This window comes from Glacieibacterium sp., assembly GCF_965200405.1.
In the GTDB taxonomy this organism is placed as follows: domain Bacteria; phylum Pseudomonadota; class Alphaproteobacteria; order Sphingomonadales; family Sphingomonadaceae; genus Glacieibacterium.
The window spans coordinates 1,144,441-1,164,295 of the sequence record NZ_OZ241356.1; the positions used below are offsets into that span (position 1 = coordinate 1,144,441).

Below are 19,855 nucleotides of genomic sequence, written 5' to 3' on the forward strand. Positions count from 1 at the left end.
GATGAAGTCCGATCTCGATACCGCCCTCGACGCCGTCATCGCCGGGATCATCGCGCCGGGTGGCCAGCTCGAGGTCGGCAGCGCGGTCGTGCGCGGCGCGACGCTGCCGGTGTTCGCCAACGCGCCGAATAACATGCGCGACTATCTGGCCTATTTCTGTGCCGCCAACGGCCCGCGCGAATTCCTGGTCTATCGCGACGAGCGGCTGACGTTCGCCGAGGTCCATGCCGAGGCCATCAAGGTCGCCGCCTGCCTGCAGCGCGTCCACGGCATCGCCAAGGGCGACCGCGTCGCCATCGCGATGCGCAACTATCCCGAATGGATCACCAGCTTCGTCGCCGTCCTGCACCTCGGCGCAATCGCGGTGCCGATGAACGCCTGGTGGCAGACCGACGAGCTCGCCTATGGCCTGAGCGATTCAGGCACCCGGCTGGTCATCGCCGACGAAGAACGCGCCCGCCGCATCGCGCCGCTGCTCGGCCCCGGTCTGAAGCTGGTTACCGTCCGCACCAGCCGCGAAGTCGCCGACCAGCTCGGCGTCGTGCGGCTGGAGGATAGCTGCGCCGCGTCGCCGACGACGCCGTGGTTCCTGCCCGACATCGCGCCGGAGGACGACGCGACGATCATGTACACCTCGGGCTCGACCGGCAGCCCCAAGGGCGCCGTCGGCACGCACCGTGGGCTGTTGTCGGGGGCGATGAACTATCTCGTCGCGGGGCTGGCGCTGCTCGAACTCAGCGCGCGGGCCGGGCACAAGCCGGCGGAGCAGCAGATCGCGCTGCTCAACGTGCCGCTGTTCCACATCACCGGGTCGGTCGCGGTGATGCTGGTGTCGATCGCCATCGGGCGCAAGCTGGTCATCATGCACAAGTGGGACGCGGGCGAGGCGCTGCGGCTGATCGAGGCCGAGCACGTCACCTATTTCGTTGGCGTGCCGACGATGAGCCTCGAACTGATGCAGCACCCAGACCGCGACCAGTACGACCTGTCGAGCCTGGTCGACATCGCCAGCGGCGGCGCGCCCCGCCCGTCCGAGCATGTCGAGCGCCTCGCCACCGCCTTCCCCGGCAAGCACCCGGTCCAGGGCTATGGCCTGACCGAGACCAATGCGGTCGGCGCCGGCAACTTCCGCGACAATTACCGCGCCAAGCCCGCCTCGACCGGGCGACCGTCGCAGCCGCTGGTCGAGATCGGCATCTTCGACGACGACTTCGTCCGTCTGACCGGCGCCGCGATCGGCGAGATCTGCATCCGCACCGTCGCCAACTGCCGCGGCTATTGGAACAAGCCCGAGGCGACCGCCGCCGCCTTCACCGCCGATGGCTGGTTCAAGTCGGGCGACCTCGGCTACCTCGACGACGACGGCTATCTGTTCATCGTCGACCGCAAGAAGGACATCATCATCCGCGGCGGCGAGAATATCAGCTGCCAGGAGGTCGAGTCTGCGATCTACACCCATCCCGCCGTCGCCGAGGCGAGCGTCTTCGGCCTGCCCGACGAGCGGCTGGGGGAGATCGTCGGAGCGGTGGTCTATCCCAAGCCAGGCGCTGCGCTGGAGGCCGACGCCCTGCACGAACTGCTGAGCCGCGAGCTCGCGTCGTTCAAGGTGCCGTCGCAGATCTGGCTGGTGTCCGAGCCGCTGCCCAAGCTCGGCAGCGCCAAGATCGACAAGGTGACCCTGCGCAAATATTATCGCGCCCGGTTCGCCGTACGGGAGTCGCTTTGATGTTCACCGCCATGCAGCAGGGCACCGCCGAGGACTGGGGCATCATCGCGCGCGAGCACATGCTCCACCAGCGTAGCGTCGCGCCGTTGCAGATCATGGATTCGATGCGGCGGCTGGCGTCGATGCAGCTCGGGTTCGGCGCCGACCAGCTGACCCACTGCCTGATGACCGCGACGCTGGCCCGCGCCGATAACGCCACCGACGAGGAGGTCGTTGCCGCGCTGACCCATGACCTCGGCAAGATCATGAGCATCCCCAACCACGGCGCCATCCAGGCCGAGGTGCTCAAGCAATACGTCTCCGACGACATCTATTTCGCGGTGAAGTGGCACCAGCATTTCCAGGGCGCCTATTATTACGGCTACCTCGGCAAGCCGACCGACATGCGCGAACAGTTCCGCGGCGAATCATGGTTCGATTTTGCCGAAAAGCTGGTCGACAAATGGGATGCCCCGGCGTTCGATCCCGACTTCAAGGTCGACAGCCTGGAGAGCTTCGAACCCGAGGTGATGCGGGTGTTCAGCGTCCCCCGTCGCGGCTTCTAGCGCCGGACATACCGCATCTCCTGGCCGCGAAGGGCCATCGGGCATCGAAGCGGCGGGGCGTATCGTTGCCGCCTGCCTGCACCGGATGGGCTCGAGCGGTCCGCCGTTGCCGATATCGGCCTCGGTCCGTGACGCCTCTCTCAGACCGTGGGAAGCGGCTTACCCCGTTCGGGCAGGCGCACCAGCAGCAGCGCCACGACGACCAGCGCTGCCCCGCCGATATCCGCTGCTCCAGGCACCTCGTGAAAGCGCAGCGCCCCGATGGCGGCGCCGATCGCCGGTTGCACTAGCAGCGCGATGCCGACCACGATCGGCTTCAAATGTCCGACCGCATAGACTACCAGCCCCTGCCCGATGACCTGGCTGCCGAGCGCCAATACTATCAGCGGAGTCCAGTCGTGCGGCCAGAATGCACCGCGTTCGATCAGCGCCATCGGGAGCAGCATCGGCAGGCTGAACAGCGTCACCAGTGCCAGCAGCGGCAGCGCCGGGATGCTCCGCCGGAACCGGTCGATGATGACCAGGTAGCCGGTGTAGAAGGCCGCTGCCGACAGGCACAGCAGGTCGCCCAGCAGATGTTGCGCCGACACGTCGGCCGACCGCCCGATCAGCAGTGCCGTGCCCAACCCCGCACAGACCAGGGCCAGCGACACGTTGCGGCCCGGCAGCGTCCGCGACACGATATAGCTGTAGGCGGGCAGCATGAAGCTCGCGCCGTTCGCCATCAGCGCCGCATTGGCCAGCGTCGTGCGCGCGATGCCCAGGTGCCAGGCCGCCAGGTCGGCAGCAAAGAACAGTGCGGCAGCGGCGCAGGCCAGCATCAGCCCGCCAGCCGGCATCCGCAGTGGTCCGACGGTGCCGCGAGCCAGCAGCATCAACGGTACCGCCGCCAGGCTCATTCGCCAGAACGCCGACGCGACCGGAGCGACATCCGCGATCCGCACCAGCCAAGGGCCGAACGCAAGGCAGATGCTGCCGATCAACATGGCCGGAAAAGCCAGCCGCCCGGCAGTCACGGTCGCGCCCGCCGCGCCAGGAACCCGGCGACTTCGTCATAGCCGTCGGCAACGAATGCTGCACCATTGTTGCGCAGCATTTCGCCATGCCCGGCACGAGAATGGCTCCCGGCGGTCAGTCCGATCACTGTCATTCCAGCGGAGACTCCAGCCAGCACCCCGGCGCGCGAATCCTCGATCACCACGCAATCGCCGGGCGCAAATCCGCATTCGGCTGCGGCGAACAGGAACAGGTCGGGCGCCGGCTTGCCGTTTATCACATCCTCAGCCCCACTGAACCGCCGCTCGAACTCGGCGCCGAGCCCAAGCTTGTCGAGGCACAGGCCGATCCATTCGCGCCGGCTCGACGAGGCGATGCAGCGCTGCCAGTCGCCATGAGCGGCCAGGAACGCCGTCAGCCCCGGCACCTCCTGCAGTTCGAGCGTCAGCCGGTCGCGGATCCGTCGCCGACGATCGTCGACCCAGCCGGACGGCAGCGGCCCGCCGAGTTGCGCGACGATCTGCGCTTCATTGTCGGCCCAGTGCCGCCCCATGTAGCGGTCCATCGCCTCGTCGAGGCTGGTCGGCAGCCCCAGCGTCGTCAGCGCCTCGGCGAGATCGTGGTTCGCCAGGATCTCGGTATCGGCAACGACCCCGTCGAAGTCGAAGATCAACAGCGGCTTCACGCGGCCGGCGCCGGGCGAGCTCCGAACAAGGCGCTGCCGACCCGGACATGGGTCGCGCCGAGCATCGCCGCGGTCTCGTAATCCTCCGACATGCCCATGCTCAGCCCGGCCAGGCCGTGGTCTCGCGCCAGCTTCTGCAGCAGCGCGAAAAACGGCGCCGCCTCCGTCCCGGCCGGTGGCACGCACATCAGCCCGGCCAGTGGCAGCCCGGCGGCACGGACCTCGGCAAGCAGCCCCGGCAGGTCCGCCAGAGCGCAACCACCCTTCTGCGCCTCGTCGCCGATGTTGACCTGGACGAAGCACTCCGGCCGCCGCCCCAGCGTATCCATCGCCTTGGCCAGTGCCGTCACCAGCGACCGCCGGTCGACGCTATGGATCACGTCGAAACGTGCCACCGCCGCCTCTGCCTTGTTCGACTGGAGTTGCCCGACCAGGTGCAGCCGCACGTCCGGCCAGCGTTCCAATAGTTCGGGCCATTTGGCGTCCGCCTCCTGCACGCGATTCTCGCCGAAGTCGCGCTGGCCGGCGGCGAGCAGAGGCTCGATCGCTGCCGCATCATGGGTCTTGGACACGGCAATCAGCCGGACATCGGCAAGGCTGCGGCCGGCCTGCCCGGCCGCACGTCCGAGGCGATCCTGCACCTGCGCCAGCCGCCCGGCCGCGCTGTCATCTCCGGTCGAAGCGGCAGGGTTGCGCAGCCGCTCGGCGACGGTGTGGTCGTCATCATTCATGGCGCTGCTATAGTCCGCCTCGATGCGATCCCGCCAGTTCCCCGTCGCGGCTGTACCGTCGATCTGGCTGTTCGCCGACCCACGCCTCGGTGACGGACTATGGACCGCCCTCGCCAGACTGCCGCGTGGCAGCGGCGTCGTGCTGCGCGGCCATCCCGAGCCGCAGCGTGTCGCCGCCATCGCACGGCGACGTGGGCTGTTGCTGGTCGAGGAAAGCGAAATCGCCAAGGCGCACAACCGTGCCGAACTGATCCGTGCCCGCCGCACCGGGGCGCGCCTGGTGTTCGTCTCGCCGGTGTTCGCCACCCGGACGCATCCGGGCGCACGAGCTCTCGGCGCAGTGCGCTTCGGGCTGATGGTGCGCGGTTCGGGCGTGCCGGTGGCGGCGCTGGGCGGCATGACCGCCAAGCGCTTTCGCCGGCTAACAAAGCTCGGCGCGGTCGCCTGGGGCGCGATCGACGCCTTTGGTCAAACCGCTCCCCAGGCGAAGCCGACGCGATAGCTGGCCTGAGACCCGACCGCCGGATCAGAAGCTGAAGGCGGTGCCCAGGTAGAAGGACTGGTCGGCGCGATCGGCGTCGAGCAGGCCTGGCGCGACGGGTGCGAGCTTGTAGCGCAGGCCGCCATTGAGCGACAGGCGCGGGCCGACGGCATAGGCGCCACCGACGTCGACCGAATAGCGACGCTCCAGCGGCGTCAGCATCAGCGGCGAACCGGTCTCGGCGGCGACCTGCAACGCGGTCTTCCAGCTCTTGCCGCGATAGCTCAGGCCGACGTCGACGGCTTCGCGGCGATTGGGGCCGAGCGCCGTGACGCCGAAGTCGAGGCGAGTGTAGCCGCCCGAAACCGCAAAGCCGCGCCAGCCGACAGACAGGCCGACGTTGTACGCGGCCGGCGTTACCGCAAAGCTCTCGGTCGGGACGCCGCGCGAGGTGTCGGCAGCGGCAGTCACGACGCGCGAGGTGGCGCCGACGGTGACGGCCTTCTTGCTGCTGGTCTGGCCCGATGGCGTGAAGCGGAAGGCACGCTCGGTCGAATCGAAGCGGGTTGCGGTCGCACCATGGCCTGGTGCAGTGAAGCTGAACCGCGCGCTGTCGATCAGCGGCGGCGCGAATGGCGTCAGGCCGGCAGCGCGCAGGCTATCGGACGGCATGTCGAACGATGTGCGTGGTTTGGCGGAGTGACGGGCGTTCGATTTCGATGGCGCGGCGGCACAGGGGAGCGCGATGGCGATCGCCACCATCATGCCAGTCATGCTGGCCAGCCGAGACACCCCTATTGTCATAGCGTTGATCCCCGATATCAGGCGACTCGTCCGCCTTACAACCGGTAACGGCACAATCCCGGGAACGCCCCGCAACTTATCTTAGTTTTCACCTGCCTGTGACAAGTTGCACACACTTTGCGCAGGACTGGCTAAATTCAGGGCAGCGGTCTCCCTTTGCGTGGTCGCCCTGCGCCGCCTATAGACGCGGCTTGGACCGGTCCATCGACCGGGGTGCGGGAGCGCGAGTGGATGACGTTCGAGCGTAACACGATGCTGGTGGTCCTCGCGACCGGGCTGGCGCTGGCCGGTTGCGGCCACAAGGTCAAGCCCAAGTCGGCAGGAACGCTCGCCCCGGCGCGCATCTCGACGATCGGCGTCAATTCCTACCTGTGGCAGGCGAGCCTCGAGACCATGAGCTTCATGCCGCTGGCGACGGTCGATTCGAACGGCGGCGTCATCGTCACCGACTGGTACATCAACCCGGCGATCCCCGGCGAGCGGGTCAAGGTCTCGATCTTCATCCTCGACACCGAGCTGCGCGCCGACGCGATCCGCGTCTCGGCCTCCCGCCAGATCAACACCGGCGGCAGCTGGGTCGAGGCGACCGTCCGCGCCGGCACCGTGCAAAAGCTTGAGGAGACCATTCTCGGCCGCGCCCGCGACCTGCGCCGCGCGCAAATCGGGGCGTGACGCCGGCCGACATGCCCGTCGACGCGACTCCCGCGAAATTCGACTTTCGCGCCGCTGACTCACGCTGGCAGGCGGCGTGGACGGAGCGTGGCACTTTCCGTGCCGACGACGCCTCGCCCAAGCCCAAGACCTATATCCTAGAGATGTTTCCCTACCCGTCGGGACGCATCCACATGGGCCATGTCCGCAACTACACGATGGGCGACGTGATCGCCCGGGTGCGGCGGATGCAGGGCATGGAAGTCCTCCACCCGATGGGCTGGGACGCTTTCGGCATGCCCGCCGAGAACGCTGCGATGGAGCGCGGCGTCCATCCCGGCGACTGGACCCGCTCGAACATCAAGGCGATGCGCGGCCAGCTGCAACGGCTCGGCTTCGGCCTCGACTGGAGCCGCGAACTGGCGACCTGCGAGCCGGATTACTACGGGCACGAGCAGGCGCTTTTCCTCGACCTGCTCGACGCCGGGCTGGTCTACCGCAAGCTTTCGGCGGTGAATTGGGACCCGATCGACATGACCGTGCTCGCCAACGAGCAGGTCGTCGACGGCAAGGGCTGGCGCTCCGGCGCGGTGGTCGAGCGGCGCAAGCTGAGCCAGTGGTTCCTGCGCATCACCGACTTCGCCGACGAGCTGCTTGATGGCCTGACGACGCTCAGCGAATGGCCCGACAAGGTCCGACTGATGCAGGAGAACTGGATCGGCAAGTCGCAAGGCTTGCGGTTCACCTTCCAGCTTGCCGAATCCGGCAATGTTATCAGTGACTTGCCTTCGAGCTTCGACGTCTTCACGACCCGTCCGGATACGCTGTTCGGTGCCAGCTTCGCAGCGGTCGCCGCCGACCATCCGCTCGCTACCGCCTGTGCCGCAAGCGATCCCGACCTTGCCCAGTTCATCACCGAGCTGCGCGCTTCCGGTACTGCGGCTGCCGAGATCGAGACGCAGGAAAAGCGCGGCTATGACACCGGCTTGTCCGTCGTTCATCCGCTCGACCCCAGCCTCCGTCTGCCCGTCTTCGTCGCCAATTTCGTCCTGATGGACTATGGCACCGGCGCCATCTTCGGCTGCCCGGCGCATGACCAGCGCGATCTCGATTTCGCTCGCAAGTACATGCTGCCGGTGCCGCGTGTCGTCGCTCCCGCCGGCGAAGCCGAGGCGCCGATCGTCGACGAAGCCTATACCGGCCCCGGCGTCCTGGTGCATTCGCGCTTCCTCGACGGCATGACCATCGACGATGCCAAACGCGCGGTCATCACCAAGGCCGAGACCGAGGGTTGGGGCACCGGCACGACGATCTGGCGGCTACGTGACTGGGGCGTGTCGCGCCAGCGGTACTGGGGCACGCCGATCCCGATCATCCATTGCGAAGCATGCGGCGCCGTTCCCGTTCCACGCGAGCAGTTGCCGGTCGTGTTGCCGGAGGATGTGACCTTCGACGTTCCCGGCAATCCGCTCGACCGTCATCCGACTTGGAAGCATGTCGCCTGCCCGACCTGCGCCGGTCCTGCTGTCCGGGAAACCGATACACTCGACACATTCGTTAATTCGTCGTGGTATTTCATGCGCTTCGCCAGTGCACCGGCGAGCGCGCCGTTCGACCGCGCGATGGTCGACCAATGGCTGCCGGTCGCCCAGTACATCGGCGGCGTCGAGCATGCGATCCTGCATCTGCTGTATGCCCGGTTCTGGACGCGGGCCATGCACCACATCGGTCGCCTGTCCGCCAGCGAGCCCTTCGCCGGCCTGTTCACCCAGGGCATGGTGACCCACGAGACCTATCGCAGCGCCGACGGTCGCTGGCTGGAACCCGGTGAAGTCGGCGGCGGCATCGAACGCGCGACCGGCGAACCCGTCAGCGTCGGCCGCGTCGAGAAGATGTCGAAGTCGAAGAAGAACACCGTCGATCCCGACGCGATGATCGACCGCTATGGTGCCGACGCCGTACGCTGGTTCATGCTCTCCGACTCGCCGCCCGAGCGCGACCTCGCCTGGTCCGAGGCCGGCATCGAGGGCGCCTGGCGCTTTGTTCAGCGCGTCTGGAAGCTGACCGAAAGGACGTCCACGGCGCCGAACGACGGACTACTGCGTCTCGCCCATCGTAGCGTGGCGCAGGTCACGGCAGATCTCGACCGCCTGCACTTCAACAAGGCCGTCGCTCGCCTCTACGAATTTGCCAACGGCTGCGAAAAGTCCAAGGCCGGCCTGCCGCCCGAGGTCATCGACATCTTCCTCAAGCTGCTGACACCGATGATGCCGCACCTTGCCGAGCAATGCTGGGCACGGCTCGGTCACACCGGCCTGATCGCCGACGAGGCTTGGCCGGTCGCCGATCCGCTGCTGCTTGAGGACGATGCCGTCACCATCGCCGTCCAGGTGAACGGCAAGCTCAAGGATACGATCGTCATTCCAAAGGGTTCGTCCCGCGAAGAGGTCGAGGCGCTGGTGCTTGCACTCGAAAAGGTTCAGCGCGCCCTGAACGGCGGCGCACCCCGCAAGATCATCGTGGTGCCCGACCGGCTCGTGAACCTCGTCGCATGAAGCACGCCCTCATCCTCGCCGCGTTGCTGGTGACCGGTTGCGGCCTCCAGCCGGTCTATTCGGGCGGCGGCCACGGCCCGGTCGCAACGACGCTCGCAGCGATTACGATCGCGCCGATTCCCGATCGTGCCGGTTACCTGGTGCGTAACGCCCTGCTGCAACGCTTCGGCAACCCGGCCGAGACGCCGCGCCTCCGGCTCGAGGTCGAGCTCGACGATGCGATCACCGGCTTCGGTATCCGCGGCGACAACTCGATCGCGCGCGAGCGGCGGACGTTGCGGGCTCGCTACCGCGTCGTCGCCATTGCCACGGGCGCCGTCCTGCTCGACGCGACTGCGGGCTCCGATGTCGGCATCGATCGTGTCAGCTCCGAATATGCGGTCGTCGCGGCGGAAAGCACGGCTCTCGACCGGCTTGCCGTCGACATCGCGACGCAGATTACCGCCAGGATCGCACTGGTCACCCGCGCCGGCACGCTTGAGGTAACACCTTTGCCGCCAGCGCCGTGAAGGCCGATCGGGCAGCGGTAATCGCTGCTGCCGCCAAGCTGCCCGAGCATGTCCGGCTGATCCTGCTGCACGGTGGCGACGAGTCAGCCTCGATGGATTTGGCCCAGCGTGTCGCGCGTGGCTATCACGATGCGAGCAATCCCCTGTCGGTCGAAGTGATCCCGGCTGCCGAGATCGACAAGGATCCGTCCCGCCTCGTCGCCGCCGCAGCCAATGTGTCGATGTTCGGTGACCGCACGCTGGTCCGCGTCGATGGTGCGGGCGAGGACAGCGCCAACGCTGTCGCGGCGCTGCTGGATGCGTCGGGCGGCGGGAACCTGGTGGTGATGGTCGCCGGGCAGTTGCGCAAGGGCTCCAAATTGCTTGCCCGTGCAGAGGCCGCGAAGGACGTGCTGTCCGTCGCGAGCTACCCGCCCGACGCGCGCAACGCCGTTGCCGCCGTCGAAGAGATCGCGCGCGAACTCGGACTCACCGCTGGCCGAGGCGCGGCCCGAGCCGTCTTCGATGCGAGTGGCGCCGATCGTGCGGTCCTGCGTCGCGAATTGGAGAAGCTGGCGCTTTACCTCGACGCCAGCGTCGCGCAGCCGCAAACCTTCGAACTTGACGATCTCAATGCGATCGGTGCCGACGTCGGCGACGCAGGCTTCAGCGCGCTGGTCGAAAGCGTCGCCGGCGGCGATCCAGCAACTGCGGACCTGCAGCTCAATCGCCTGATGACGCAGGGCATGCCCGGGATAACTCTCCTGCGCACTGTTGCCCGTCGCTTCTGGCAGTTGCTCGACTTGCGCCAAGCGGTCGATGGTGGATCAAGCCCTTCGAGCGCGGTCGACGGCGCACGGCCGCCGGTCTTCTGGAAGGACAAGGGTGTCCTCGCAGCGGAAGTCGCGCGGCTGCGAACGCCGATGCTGCGCAACATCCTGGCTCGACTGTTAGCCACGGAGCGCGCCATCAAGCGTAGCGGGAGCGCGGGAGAGGTGCTTTGCCGTCAGGCGTTGATCGGTATCGCCACTCAGATCGCCGGCACGCGCTGAGGCGCCCGCTCGGCAAAATCATCGCGGACTTTAGAAGCGGTCGACGCCGCTAAGCCGTTGACAAATAAGGTCTAGTTGATCCAGCGATGCGAAACTGAGGGAAACCGTACCTGCACCGGGCGTGTCGCCGACGGTAATGCTTACATTCGATCCGATCGCCTCAGCCAGCTGACCTTCCAGCGCGATCAAATTAGCGTCACGCGTTACGACACGGTGCTTGCTGCTCTCCGGCGCGACCTCGGTATCGCCCTGCTTGCGCGCTGCCGCCTCGACCTGCCGCACCGACATCCCCTCGGCTACGGCGCGGGCAGCAAGCGCGACCGGGTCGGCGGTGGCCGCCAAGGCTCGCGCATGACCCATGCCGAGCCGGCCGTCGATGACCATGGCACGCACGCCCTCGGGCAGATCCAGCAGGCGCAGCAGATTGGCGACATGGCTCCGCGCCTTGCCGACGACCTTGGCGACAGCATCCTGCGTGTGCCCGAACTCGTGGATGAGCCGGGCATAGCCTTCCGCCTCTTCGATAGGGTTCAGATCGGCGCGCTGGATGTTCTCGATCAGTGCGACTTCATAGGCTTGGGTGTCGTCCAGCTCGCGTACGACAACCGGCATCTCGTGCAGCCCCGCTGCCTGAGCCGCACGCCAGCGGCGCTCGCCGGCGACGATCTCAAACATGTTGCCAGCCACCGGCCGGACCAGGATAGGCTGCAGGACGCCGCGCTCGCGGATCGAAGCGGTCAGGTCGGTCATCGCCTGGATATCGAACCGCCGCCGCGGCTGCCCGGCATGGGCGACGATGCGCGCGACGGGGAGACTCACCGGTGCGGCGCTGGCCGTGCCGACCATACCGGTGGATGACACTTCCTCCATCAGCGCGCTCAGTCCGCGGCCAAGGCCCGACGGGCGTGAACGGCTCATGATGGCGACCTTTCGCTGGATTTTACTTGGGCAGTCGTCCGCTCGACGACTTCGCGAGCCAGCGCCAGATAGGCCTGGCTGCCGGGACAACGGATATCATACACCAGCGCCGGCAGACCGTGGCTGGGTGCCTCCGACAGGCGGACGTTGCGTGGAATGCTGGTCTTGAAAACCTGCGCGCCCATTACGGCGCGAACGTCAGCCGCGACAGCTTCTGACAAGCGATTGCGTCGGTCAGACATGGTCAGCAGCACGCCCAGGATGCTGAGCTTTGGATTAGGACCGGACCGCACACGCTCGACCGTGGACAGCAACTGGCTCAGACCTTCGAGCGCGAAGAACTCGGACTGCAGCGGGATCAGCAGCTGATCGACTGCGACAAGGGCGTTCAGTGTCAGCAAGCCGAGCGACGGCGGGCAATCTATCAGCACCCAATCTGAGATATCCGCATGCTCCATCGCGTTGGTCAGGCGGTGGATCCGATGATCAAGCCCCACCAGTTCGACCTCGGCACCCGACAAGGCTGCGGTCGAGGGGATCAGCGACAAGCCCGGGATGGCGGTCTGGACCGTTGCTTCGGCCAGCGTCGCATCCCCGATCAGGACGTCATAGATCGACGAGTGCCGATCGGACCGTGATACGCCAAGCCCGGTGGAGGCATTGCCCTGTGGGTCGCTGTCGATTAGCAATACGCTCGCGCCAGTCGCGGCCAGGGCTGTCGCCAGGTTGATAGCCGTCGTGGTCTTCCCCACCCCGCCCTTTTGATTGGCAATCGCGATGCGCATCAGCGGTTCCAGATCGGTCGGAGGTTGCGGACACGAACCAGCCGACCGTCAGCGTCGGTTACGCTTGGAATCAGTTCGGCGTCGAAGTTGAAGGATGTCTTGGCTGCTGCGACCTCCTCCGCCGCCGTCGCACCCTTAAGCAGGAGCCACAGGGTTTCGCGAGTATTGAATGGCAGGGCCCATGTCACGAGGTCGGTCATGTTCTTGCAAGCGCGCGCGGTGATGTTGCTCGCCTCAAACGGCTCCAGCGCTTCGATCCGCTGATTGTGGATCGTCACGTTGGTGAGCGCCAATCGTTCGACAACTGCCTGCAAGAACGCACATTTCTTCTTCGTAGCTTCGATAAGATGGACCGGCCCAGCGCCGAGGATGGCTAGCACCATGCCAGGGAACCCTGCACCCGTGCCGAGGTCCACTACCGAGCCAGGATGGAGATGCGCCAAGACCTGAGCAGAATCGGTGAAATGGCGACCCCAGATATCGGTCAGGGTTGCGGGTCCCACCAAATTCATGCGTGACTGCCAGTCGACCAGCAGCTCCGCGTAAGCGTCGACTTGCTCCATTGTTCCACGTGGAACATCGAAGCGTGACTGAAAGTCATCGCGAGTGATCATGCGGCTTGATGACAATGCGCAAGAAGCGCCGTCAGTGCAGCCGGTGTGATGCCTGGCAAACGCGATGCGGCACCGATCGTCGCGGGTCGAGCAGCACCGAGACGCTCACGCATTTCAACAGTCAATCCTGCCAGCTTTTCGTAGTCGACCGCCGGATTGAGCCGAAGCGCCTCGTCTCTACGAAAGCGCGCCACATCCAAATCCTGGCGAGCGATGTAGCTCGCATAGCGCGCGTCATTGAGAACGATCTCGGCAATATCCGCCGGGACTTCGCTAAGGCTTGGCCACACACGTAGTGCGGTCCCCCAATCAAGATCCGGGTTGCACAACCATTCGAAGGCACTCTTCTCGACCCCGTCCTGTCGCATCGCAATCCCTAGCCTCTCGAACGCAACAGGATGCGCACGCAGGTTATTCAGCATCGAGCGGCCACGGTCCAACGCGTCGCGTTTCAAGTCCCATGCCGCCAGACGAGATGATCCGATCAGCCCGAGCTCGTTGCCTGTCGGTGTAAGACGCTGGTCGGCATTGTCGATGCGAAGGCGAAGGCGATACTCCGCCCGCGAAGTAAACATCCGATACGGCTCGGTGACGCCTTGAGTCACAAGGTCGTCGATCATGACGCCAAGATACGATGTTGCCCGATCGAAGCTTGTCTCGCTTTTTCCCGCCGACCCTCGCGCCGCATTCAGACCAGCGACGAGCCCTTGAGCCGCGGCCTCCTCATAACCGGTCGTCCCGTTGATCTGGCCGGCCAGCCACAAGCCTTCGATTGCCTCGACCCGCAAGCCAGTCGTCAACACGCGCGGATCGACATGATCATACTCGATCGCGTACCCGGCACGAACGATGCTTGCCCGCTCAAGACCCGGAATTGTCGCAACGAATGCCTGTTGCACAGGCAACGGCAGCGATGTCGAAATTCCATTCGGATATATGACGTGATCGCCCAACCCTTCCGGCTCTAGGAAAATCTGGTGACCATTGCGATCGCCGAACCGCATCACCTTGTCTTCAAGCGACGGACAATAGCGTGGACCGCGACCTTCGATCATTCCAGCGTAGGCGGCAGCTTCGCCGAGATGCGCACGGACGATGTCGTGTGTTGCCTTGGTCGTACGTGTGACCCCGCACGGAATTTGCGGCGTGGAAAATTCCTCGGTCATCAACGAGATTGCGGCACGCGGCTCATCCCCGTACTGCCATTCTAGCGCCGCCCAGTCGATTGTCCGGCCATCAAGGCGCGGCGGTGTCCCGGTCTTCAGTCGGGCCATGGGAAGATTCAAAGCTTGCAGAGACTTTGCTAGCGCGTTGGACGCTGGTGCGCCGGCGCGACCGCCTGGTGAAGCGGTTGTCCCGACGTGCATTACGCCTGCCAGGAACGTTCCCGTCGTAAGCACAGTGGACCTCGCCTCGATCTTGCCGACGCTGGTTTCCATTCCGACGACACTATTTCCAGTTCGGATGAATGCAGAGGCGGAGCCTTCGACGACGGTCAGATTCGGCTGTGCCTCGAGCCGCTCGCGCATCGCGCGTCGATAAAGCTGGCGATCGCATTGGACGCGAGGGCCTTGGACTGCCGGCCCTTTGCTGCGATTGAGCATTCGAAACTGAAGTGCCGCAGCGTCGGTCGCGCGCCCCATCAAACCATCGAGAGCATCGACCTCTCGAACGAGATGCCCCTTGCCCAACCCGCCAATCGCAGGGTTGCACGACATCGTGCCAAGATCAGCGAACTTCAGCGTCAACAGGATCGTTCTGGCACCGAGACGTGCAGCCGCAGCGGCAGCCTCACAGCCGGCGTGCCCTCCGCCGACGACCAGAACATCGCATGAAATCATGATCGACATTAGGCTGGAAGTGCCGGAACTGGCAACCGATGGGCCGGCTCAATTCGACCGAATGTCGCGAAGTTGCGCTGTTCCGGTCGGTTTTGCACCGGTGAAATTGGCGGTAACGGTGTTCAATTTTCTAGCTGCAGAGCCGTCTTGTAAGGAAGCCTGTTTCCCTAGTCCGGGTTTCTGGTTGACGCTCGGGTGGTTCGATGTTCCACGTGGAACACTATTTCCCAATGCAAAATTGACTGAAGATCAAATCGAGCACCGCGTCGGGCCGAACAGATCCTGTGATGGCGCCGAACTCGCGGATCGCTAGCCGCAGCGACTCCGCCCGTAGCACCGGATCGGACTGACCGGTCGCCGCGGTCAGGTCGGCAAGTGCTAACGCGCACGCATCGCGCTGGCGTTGCCGCATTAATAGTGCCGGCTCGTCCGGCCGTGACGTCGTGCTCGCCCAGTCGGTGAGCCAAACCAACAACTCCGTCAGCCCCTCGCCAGTCTTGGTGGATATCGAACGCACCTTATCGCCGCTGCCTGGATGCAGGTCTGCCTTGCTACGTATCGGAACCCCTTTCGCTGGTACGGCTCCATCGCAAAACAGCGTGAGCACCAGATCGGCATCGGCAATGCGGGCCCGGGCGCGCGCAATGCCTTCCGCTTCGATATCGTCGACAGCAGAACGCAGGCCTGCGGTATCGATCAAAGTAACGGCGATACCACCGAGGTCGAGCCGAGCGGACACGAGATCGCGCGTCGTACCTGCCGTGGCCGAGACAATCGAAACATCAGACTTGGTCAGCGCGTTGACCAAGCTCGATTTACCAACGTTCGGCGCTCCGCTGACGACGATCGTCAAGCCATCCCGCAACTGTCGGGCCCGCGTTCCATCGGCAAGCGCCGTTTCGAGCGCCTCAACCACATTTTGAACCGCTGTCGCAGCATCGTCGCTCAGCCGGCTTGCGACATCATCTTCGGCCTCGGCGAAATCGATCATCGCCTCGGTCTCTGCAAGCGCGCCGATCAGCGCCTGCTGCCACGCCTCCACTACCACGCGCAGTGATCCGTTCGACTGCGAAAGCGCCGCCACATGCTGGGCATGAGTCTCGGCTGCGGTGAGATCGGCCAAGCCCTCGACCTGGCTGAGGTCGAGCTTCCCAGCATAGAAAGCGCGCCGCGTGAACTCTCCCGGTTGCGCCATCCGGCAGCCGGAATGACTTCCGATGCAGGCAAGCAAAGATGTCACGACTGCCGGCCCGCCATGGACATGAAGCTCGGCAACATCTTCGCCGGTCGCACTGTTTGGTGCTGGAAACGCCAAAACCAGGCCAGTGTCGATCTGCTGGCCGGTGCCGGGATCGCTGATATCGCACAGTCGGGCGATGCGAGCGGCTGGCAACGCACCACCGATAAGACGGCTCAAAACTTCGAATGCTCGTGGCCCGGAAATCCGGACGACCGCTATCCCCGAGGGCAGGCCGCCCGACGACAGCGCAAAGATCGTATCACGAGGCGCTATCGTCATCCGCCTGTTGGCTTGCTCGACCAGAAGCTGTTGCGCCATTGCTCGAGATTATCGGCGATGCCCGGCATCCACGTCCGGGTCAGCCGCTCCAGGTCCGCGGTGCCCAGCCCCTCGGTCACCATGGTCTTCATCCGCTCGAGGTACAGGTCGTGCAGCGGCGCGAGGTCGGGCAGACCGAGGAATGCCCGGGCCTCTTGCGGTGTGCAGTCGATGTCGAAAGTGATTTTCATCGCCTTGGTCCGCCGGTGATTGAACATCGCTAGTCTAGCCGCAGCGTCGCGCCAGGCCAAGAAGCAGAAGCGACGCGTTCCAGGCGCTGATCGCGACTAGCGGCGACGAGCCCGATTAGCTATTCCCGACTGGCAAAATCCAGCGGAGACCCGGCATGGCGACTATCCGAATTCCAGCACGTGACGGGTCGGGCACTTTCAGCGGCTATCTTGCCGAGACGGCCGGAGCCGACGCCGGCATCGTCGTCGTGCAGGAGATTCTGGGCGTCAACCCCGGTATCCGCGCGATGGTCCATGATTGGGCGGGGCTCGGTTATACGGCCGTCGCTCCGGACCTGTTCTGGCGGCTGCAGCCCGATGTGAACCTCGACGCCGACGATCCCGAGCAGTTCAAGCAGGCGCTCGAGCTGATGTACCGTTTCAGCTTGGACCAGGGTGTCGCGGATATCGAGGCTGCGATCCAGGCGCTACGGGCCAAGGGCTGCCGGAAGGTCGGCGTCGTCGGATTCTGCTTTGGCGGACTGCTCGCCTATCTCGCTGCAACGCGGACCGACAGCGATGCGACGGTCAGCTACTACGGCGTCAACATCGACAAATTCCTGCATGAGCAACATGCTATCGGTAAGCCGCTGCTGCTGCAGGTTGCCTTGCGCGATCACTTCGTCACTGCCGAGGCGCGCCAGACGATCGACGACGGCTTGGCTGGAAATTCCCATGTCACCATCCACGGTTACGACGCCGATCATGCATTTGCCCGAGCCGTCGGCAACAGCCGGGTGCCCGAGCTTGCCGAACAGGCGGATGCGCGGACGCAGGCGTTTTTCAAGGAGCATCTGGCATGAGCATCAAGGCACAGGCGATCCGCATCGACAGCTTTGGCGGACCGGAGGTCCTGCAGCTGCGCGAGGTCGAGGTCGGCGATCCCGGGCCCGGCGAAATCCGGCTGCGGCAGACGGCGATCGGGCTGAACTACATCGACACCTACTACCGCACCGGCCTGTACCCACTTGCACTCCCGAACGGGCTAGGCAGCGAAGCCGCCGGGATTGTCGAGGCGGTCGGTGAGGGCGTGACGACCTGCTCACCGGGCGACCGCGTCGCATACAGCGGTGGCCCTCCAGGCGCTTATGCCAGCCACCGCATCGTCTCTGCCCTGCCCGTGGTCAAACTGCCGGACGGTGTATCGGACGAAGTCGCTGCCGCCGCGATGTTGAAAGGCGGCACGGTCGAGTTTCTGGTCGAGCGCTGCGCCAAGGTCGAGGCGGGCCAGACCGTTCTGGTCCAGGCCGCTGCGGGGGGTGTCGGACTGCTGCTGGTGCAATGGCTGAAGCATATTGGCGCACGCGTCATCGCAACCGCCGGAAGTCCAGAAAAGCTTGCATTAGCAAAGACTTACGGTGCAGATGAGCTGATCGACTATTCGCATGAAGCGGTCGGTGTGCGGGTGCGCGAGCTTACCGATGGCGTCGGCGTGGCGACGGTCTTCGATGGTGTAGGCAAGGCGACCTGGGAGGGCTCGCTCGACTCGCTCCGCAAGCGCGGGCTGATGGTCAGCTTCGGCAATGCCAGTGGACCGGTCGGGCAGATCGACTTTGCCAGCCTGGCGCGCAAGGGCTCGCTGTTCGCGACGCGGCCGACGATGTTTGACTATTACGTCACTCGCGAGGATATCGAGACCGGGACCAGCCGCTTGTTCGAGCTGATCTCGTCGGGCGTGCTGGATGTGCGGATCGACCAACGTTACCCGTTGGCGGATGCAGCGCAGGCGCACCGCGACCTCGAGGCGCGGCGCACGACCGGTTCTACGGTGCTGCTGCCCTAGTTCATGAGCTGGGAGACGCGCGGCGCGACGCTGTGCGCACCCTCCCAGATCATCTTAAGCGCGACGACGACGATGACCGCGAAGCCGAAATAAGCGATCCAGCGGTAGCGTTCGATGAATTGAGCGATGGCGTTGGCGGCAAGGCCCATCAGCGCGACCGACAGGACGAGGCCGACGACCATGATGCCGGGATGCTCGCGCGCCGCACCGGCGACGGCGAGAACGTTGTCGATCGACATCGACAGGTCGGCGACGGCGACCTGCAGCGCCGCGGCACGGAAACTGCGCGGCGGACGGATGTTCTCGATCGTGCCGGCAGCGGGCGGCTGGCGCAGTTCGCGCCACATGCGATAGGCGACCCAAAGCAGCAGGCAGCCGCCGGCCAGTACCAGCCCAACGATGCCCAGCAGCCAGGTCGCCGCCAGTGCAAAGCCGATCCGCAGCACCAGTGCGGCGATGATGCCGATCAGGATGACGCGCTTGCGCTGCGCTGCCGGCAGGCCCGCCGCGAGGGCACCGACGACAATGGCGTTGTCGCCTGCCAGCACGACGTCGATCAGCACCACCTGGCCGAAAACGGCGAGTGCAGCGGGAGTCAGGAAGCCGGCTAGATCCATGCGGTCCGCGTAGCCGCAGGGCGACGCCGCGACAAGCGCGGATACGCCCTCAGGTGGCGCGCCCGACCCAGTGGAGGCTCGCGCCGTGTTGACGCAGCCAGCCGCGCTGCGTCGCCGGGTCGCCGCCATTGAGCTCGGCCGCCAGCGCCCAGAAATCCTTGCCGTGGTTCGGGTGGACCAGATGCGCGACCTCGTGCGCGACGACGCTGAACCGCACGGCGGGTGGGGCAAGGATCAGGCGCCAGCTGTAGCTGACCGTGCCGCTCGACGAGCAGCTGCCCCAGCGCCCCACCGGATCGCGGACGGCGACCTTTGCGACGCGGCGTTCGATGCGGGCGGCAAGTGCGCGGGTCGCAGGCTCGACATCGGCGAGTGCGGCGGCGCGAAGCCAGCGGGTGACGCGGCCGCTCAGGGTCGCTGCCTCGCCGCCGATGATCAGCCGGTCCTCGCGACGGACGATGCCGCGCGGGTTTGCGGCGCTCCAATCGAGATGCAGCTTGCCGCCGTCGAAGGGGATCACGGCGCCTGGCAGGAACGGCGCCGCCTCGGGCCAGTCAGCGACCCGCGCCGCGATCCAGCCGCGGTGCGCCTCGATAAAGGCAAGCGCGGTGCGGCGCGAACTCCGCGGCGGCAGCGTGACCCGCACCGCACCCCTGACCGGGTCGGCGCGCAGGGTCATGCGGCTGGCGCGCGAGTTGGCGATCAGCTCGACCGGCACGACGCGGTCGCCGATGGTCAGGGTCGGCGCGCTGACCGCGGGTGGCGCCGCGCGGCGGAACAGGCTCAACACGGCGG

21 protein-coding genes are annotated in these 19,855 nt (G+C 65.7%); 9 read left to right on the forward strand and 12 right to left on the reverse strand.

Going from position 1 to position 19,855, the window contains the following annotated elements; translation table 11 throughout:
• The first annotated feature begins 1 nt into the window (after nt 1).
• On the forward strand, nt 2–1,726 hold the full coding sequence (locus ACOFKW_RS05140) for a class I adenylate-forming enzyme family protein (protein ID WP_419816277.1): 1,725 nt from the start codon (nt 2–4) through the stop codon (nt 1,724–1,726).
• Entirely contained in the window at nt 1,726–2,271 is a 546-nt protein-coding gene (locus ACOFKW_RS05145) for a metal-dependent phosphohydrolase (protein WP_419816278.1), read from the forward strand. The genes ACOFKW_RS05140 and ACOFKW_RS05145 overlap by 1 nt, the downstream gene beginning before the upstream one ends.
• A gap of 140 nt (nt 2,272–2,411) precedes the next feature.
• Here the strand turns inward: ACOFKW_RS05145 and ACOFKW_RS05150 are convergent, their stop codons facing one another.
• The 3 genes from ACOFKW_RS05150 to ACOFKW_RS05160 are packed head-to-tail and all read right to left on the reverse strand — an operon-like array spanning nt 2,412 to nt 4,683.
• Nucleotides 2,412–3,257: a DMT family transporter gene (locus ACOFKW_RS05150; protein ID WP_419816279.1), complete on the reverse strand. Its 846-nt coding sequence runs from the start codon at nt 3,255–3,257 to the stop codon at nt 2,412–2,414.
• A 26-nt stretch (nt 3,258–3,283) separates the two neighbouring features.
• A complete protein-coding gene (locus ACOFKW_RS05155) occupies nt 3,284–3,952 on the reverse strand; it encodes an HAD family hydrolase (RefSeq protein ID WP_419816280.1) in 669 nt (222 codons plus the stop codon).
• Nucleotides 3,949–4,683, reverse strand: a complete 735-nt coding sequence (locus ACOFKW_RS05160) for a YggS family pyridoxal phosphate-dependent enzyme (protein WP_419816281.1) — start codon at nt 4,681–4,683, stop codon at nt 3,949–3,951. Before ACOFKW_RS05160 ends, ACOFKW_RS05155 begins: the two co-directional genes overlap by 4 nt.
• A 22-nt stretch (nt 4,684–4,705) precedes the next feature.
• Between ACOFKW_RS05160 and ACOFKW_RS05165 the strand changes: the two genes are divergently transcribed.
• Nucleotides 4,706–5,185 carry a thiamine phosphate synthase gene (locus ACOFKW_RS05165; protein ID WP_419816282.1) on the forward strand — a complete coding sequence of 160 codons (480 nt, stop codon included), beginning with the start codon at nt 4,706–4,708 and terminating at the stop codon, nt 5,183–5,185.
• 24 nt (nt 5,186–5,209) lie between these two features.
• Here the strand turns inward: ACOFKW_RS05165 and ACOFKW_RS05170 are convergent, their stop codons facing one another.
• Nucleotides 5,210–5,938 (reverse strand): hypothetical protein, encoded by a 729-nt coding sequence (locus tag ACOFKW_RS05170; RefSeq protein ID WP_419816283.1) that lies wholly within the window; start codon nt 5,936–5,938, stop codon nt 5,210–5,212.
• Nucleotides 5,939–6,199: 261 nt separating this feature from the next.
• On the opposite strand from ACOFKW_RS05170, the gene ACOFKW_RS05175 reads away from it, so the two are divergent.
• The 4 genes from ACOFKW_RS05175 to holA are packed head-to-tail and all read left to right on the forward strand — an operon-like array spanning nt 6,200 to nt 10,714.
• Nucleotides 6,200–6,640 (forward strand): DUF3576 domain-containing protein, encoded by a 441-nt coding sequence (locus ACOFKW_RS05175; RefSeq protein WP_419816284.1) that lies wholly within the window; start codon nt 6,200–6,202, stop codon nt 6,638–6,640.
• 11 nt (nt 6,641–6,651) lie between these two features.
• The gene (leuS, locus tag ACOFKW_RS05180; protein WP_419816870.1) at nt 6,652–9,174 is read left to right on the forward strand and encodes a leucine--tRNA ligase; all 2,523 of its coding nucleotides are present in this window, start codon (nt 6,652–6,654) and stop codon (nt 9,172–9,174) included.
• Nucleotides 9,171–9,683, forward strand: a complete 513-nt coding sequence (lptE, locus tag ACOFKW_RS05185) for an LPS assembly lipoprotein LptE (RefSeq protein WP_419816285.1) — start codon at nt 9,171–9,173, stop codon at nt 9,681–9,683. Before leuS ends, lptE begins: the two co-directional genes overlap by 4 nt.
• Nucleotides 9,680–10,714, forward strand: a complete 1,035-nt coding sequence (gene holA / locus ACOFKW_RS05190; protein WP_419816286.1) for a DNA polymerase III subunit delta — start codon at nt 9,680–9,682, stop codon at nt 10,712–10,714. The genes lptE and holA overlap by 4 nt, the downstream gene beginning before the upstream one ends.
• Nucleotides 10,715–10,744: 30 nt before the next feature.
• On the opposite strand, the gene ACOFKW_RS05195 is transcribed toward holA, so the two are convergent.
• From ACOFKW_RS05195 to ACOFKW_RS05220, 6 genes are all read right to left on the reverse strand, one after another.
• Nucleotides 10,745–11,560, reverse strand: coding sequence for a ParB/RepB/Spo0J family partition protein (locus ACOFKW_RS05195; protein WP_419816287.1), 816 nt, complete (start codon nt 11,558–11,560; stop codon nt 10,745–10,747).
• A 68-nt stretch (nt 11,561–11,628) separates the two neighbouring features.
• Nucleotides 11,629–12,417, reverse strand: coding sequence for a ParA family protein (locus ACOFKW_RS05200; RefSeq protein WP_419816288.1), 789 nt, complete (start codon nt 12,415–12,417; stop codon nt 11,629–11,631).
• A complete protein-coding gene (gene rsmG, locus ACOFKW_RS05205; protein WP_419816289.1) occupies nt 12,417–13,031 on the reverse strand; it encodes a 16S rRNA (guanine(527)-N(7))-methyltransferase RsmG in 615 nt (204 codons plus the stop codon). The genes ACOFKW_RS05200 and rsmG overlap by 1 nt, the downstream gene beginning before the upstream one ends.
• Nucleotides 13,028–14,875, reverse strand: a complete 1,848-nt coding sequence (mnmG, locus tag ACOFKW_RS05210; protein WP_419816871.1) for a tRNA uridine-5-carboxymethylaminomethyl(34) synthesis enzyme MnmG — start codon at nt 14,873–14,875, stop codon at nt 13,028–13,030. The genes rsmG and mnmG overlap by 4 nt, the downstream gene beginning before the upstream one ends.
• 217 nt (nt 14,876–15,092) lie before the next feature.
• The gene (gene mnmE / locus ACOFKW_RS05215) at nt 15,093–16,430 is read right to left on the reverse strand and encodes a tRNA uridine-5-carboxymethylaminomethyl(34) synthesis GTPase MnmE (RefSeq protein ID WP_419816290.1); all 1,338 of its coding nucleotides are present in this window, start codon (nt 16,428–16,430) and stop codon (nt 15,093–15,095) included.
• Nucleotides 16,388–16,621 carry a DUF6489 family protein gene (locus ACOFKW_RS05220; protein WP_419816291.1) on the reverse strand — a complete coding sequence of 78 codons (234 nt, stop codon included), beginning with the start codon at nt 16,619–16,621 and terminating at the stop codon, nt 16,388–16,390. Before ACOFKW_RS05220 ends, mnmE begins: the two co-directional genes overlap by 43 nt.
• A gap of 155 nt (nt 16,622–16,776) precedes the next feature.
• Here ACOFKW_RS05220 and ACOFKW_RS05225 point away from each other — a divergent pair, with 155 nt between their 5' ends.
• Together ACOFKW_RS05225 and ACOFKW_RS05230 are read left to right on the forward strand one after the other, a co-directional pair.
• Nucleotides 16,777–17,463 (forward strand): dienelactone hydrolase family protein, encoded by a 687-nt coding sequence (locus ACOFKW_RS05225; protein ID WP_419816292.1) that lies wholly within the window; start codon nt 16,777–16,779, stop codon nt 17,461–17,463.
• Nucleotides 17,460–18,443 (forward strand): quinone oxidoreductase family protein, encoded by a 984-nt coding sequence (locus ACOFKW_RS05230; RefSeq protein WP_419816293.1) that lies wholly within the window; start codon nt 17,460–17,462, stop codon nt 18,441–18,443. The genes ACOFKW_RS05225 and ACOFKW_RS05230 overlap by 4 nt, the downstream gene beginning before the upstream one ends.
• On the opposite strand, the gene ACOFKW_RS05235 is transcribed toward ACOFKW_RS05230, so the two are convergent.
• Both ACOFKW_RS05235 and ACOFKW_RS05240 read right to left on the reverse strand, forming a co-directional pair.
• Complete coding sequence (locus ACOFKW_RS05235; protein ID WP_419816294.1) at nt 18,440–19,060, reverse strand: YjbE family putative metal transport protein; 621 nt, start codon at nt 19,058–19,060, stop codon at nt 18,440–18,442. The genes ACOFKW_RS05230 and ACOFKW_RS05235 overlap by 4 nt on opposite strands.
• A gap of 49 nt (nt 19,061–19,109) precedes the next feature.
• A complete protein-coding gene (locus ACOFKW_RS05240) occupies nt 19,110–19,850 on the reverse strand; it encodes a M48 family metallopeptidase (RefSeq protein WP_419816295.1) in 741 nt (246 codons plus the stop codon).
• Nucleotides 19,851–19,855: the final 5 nt, after the last annotated feature.

What these genes read in the sequence shown, in the direction of transcription:
- ACOFKW_RS05140 (WP_419816277.1), top strand. Translation starts at nt 2, where the DNA reads ATGAAGTCCGATCTCGATACCGCCCTCGACGCCGTCATCGCCGGGATC.
- ACOFKW_RS05145 (WP_419816278.1), top strand. Translation starts at nt 1,726, where the DNA reads ATGTTCACCGCCATGCAGCAGGGCACCGCCGAGGACTGGGGCATCATC.
- ACOFKW_RS05150 (WP_419816279.1), bottom strand. Translation starts at nt 3,257, where the DNA reads ATGTTGATCGGCAGCATCTGCCTTGCGTTCGGCCCTTGGCTGGTGCGG.
- ACOFKW_RS05160 (WP_419816281.1), bottom strand. Translation starts at nt 4,683, where the DNA reads ATGAATGATGACGACCACACCGTCGCCGAGCGGCTGCGCAACCCTGCC.
- ACOFKW_RS05165 (WP_419816282.1), top strand. Translation starts at nt 4,706, where the DNA reads ATGCGATCCCGCCAGTTCCCCGTCGCGGCTGTACCGTCGATCTGGCTG.
- ACOFKW_RS05170 (WP_419816283.1), bottom strand. Translation starts at nt 5,938, where the DNA reads ATGACTGGCATGATGGTGGCGATCGCCATCGCGCTCCCCTGTGCCGCC.
- ACOFKW_RS05175 (WP_419816284.1), top strand. Translation starts at nt 6,200, where the DNA reads ATGACGTTCGAGCGTAACACGATGCTGGTGGTCCTCGCGACCGGGCTG.
- leuS (WP_419816870.1), top strand. Translation starts at nt 6,652, where the DNA reads ATGCCCGTCGACGCGACTCCCGCGAAATTCGACTTTCGCGCCGCTGAC.
- lptE (WP_419816285.1), top strand. Translation starts at nt 9,171, where the DNA reads ATGAAGCACGCCCTCATCCTCGCCGCGTTGCTGGTGACCGGTTGCGGC.
- ACOFKW_RS05195 (WP_419816287.1), bottom strand. Translation starts at nt 11,560, where the DNA reads ATGGTCGGCACGGCCAGCGCCGCACCGGTGAGTCTCCCCGTCGCGCGC.
- ACOFKW_RS05200 (WP_419816288.1), bottom strand. Translation starts at nt 12,417, where the DNA reads ATGCGCATCGCGATTGCCAATCAAAAGGGCGGGGTGGGGAAGACCACG.
- rsmG (WP_419816289.1), bottom strand. Translation starts at nt 13,031, where the DNA reads ATGATCACTCGCGATGACTTTCAGTCACGCTTCGATGTTCCACGTGGA.
- mnmE (WP_419816290.1), bottom strand. Translation starts at nt 16,430, where the DNA reads ATGGCGCAACAGCTTCTGGTCGAGCAAGCCAACAGGCGGATGACGATA.
- ACOFKW_RS05220 (WP_419816291.1), bottom strand. Translation starts at nt 16,621, where the DNA reads ATGAAAATCACTTTCGACATCGACTGCACACCGCAAGAGGCCCGGGCA.
- ACOFKW_RS05225 (WP_419816292.1), top strand. Translation starts at nt 16,777, where the DNA reads ATGGCGACTATCCGAATTCCAGCACGTGACGGGTCGGGCACTTTCAGC.
- ACOFKW_RS05230 (WP_419816293.1), top strand. Translation starts at nt 17,460, where the DNA reads ATGAGCATCAAGGCACAGGCGATCCGCATCGACAGCTTTGGCGGACCG.
- ACOFKW_RS05235 (WP_419816294.1), bottom strand. Translation starts at nt 19,060, where the DNA reads ATGGATCTAGCCGGCTTCCTGACTCCCGCTGCACTCGCCGTTTTCGGC.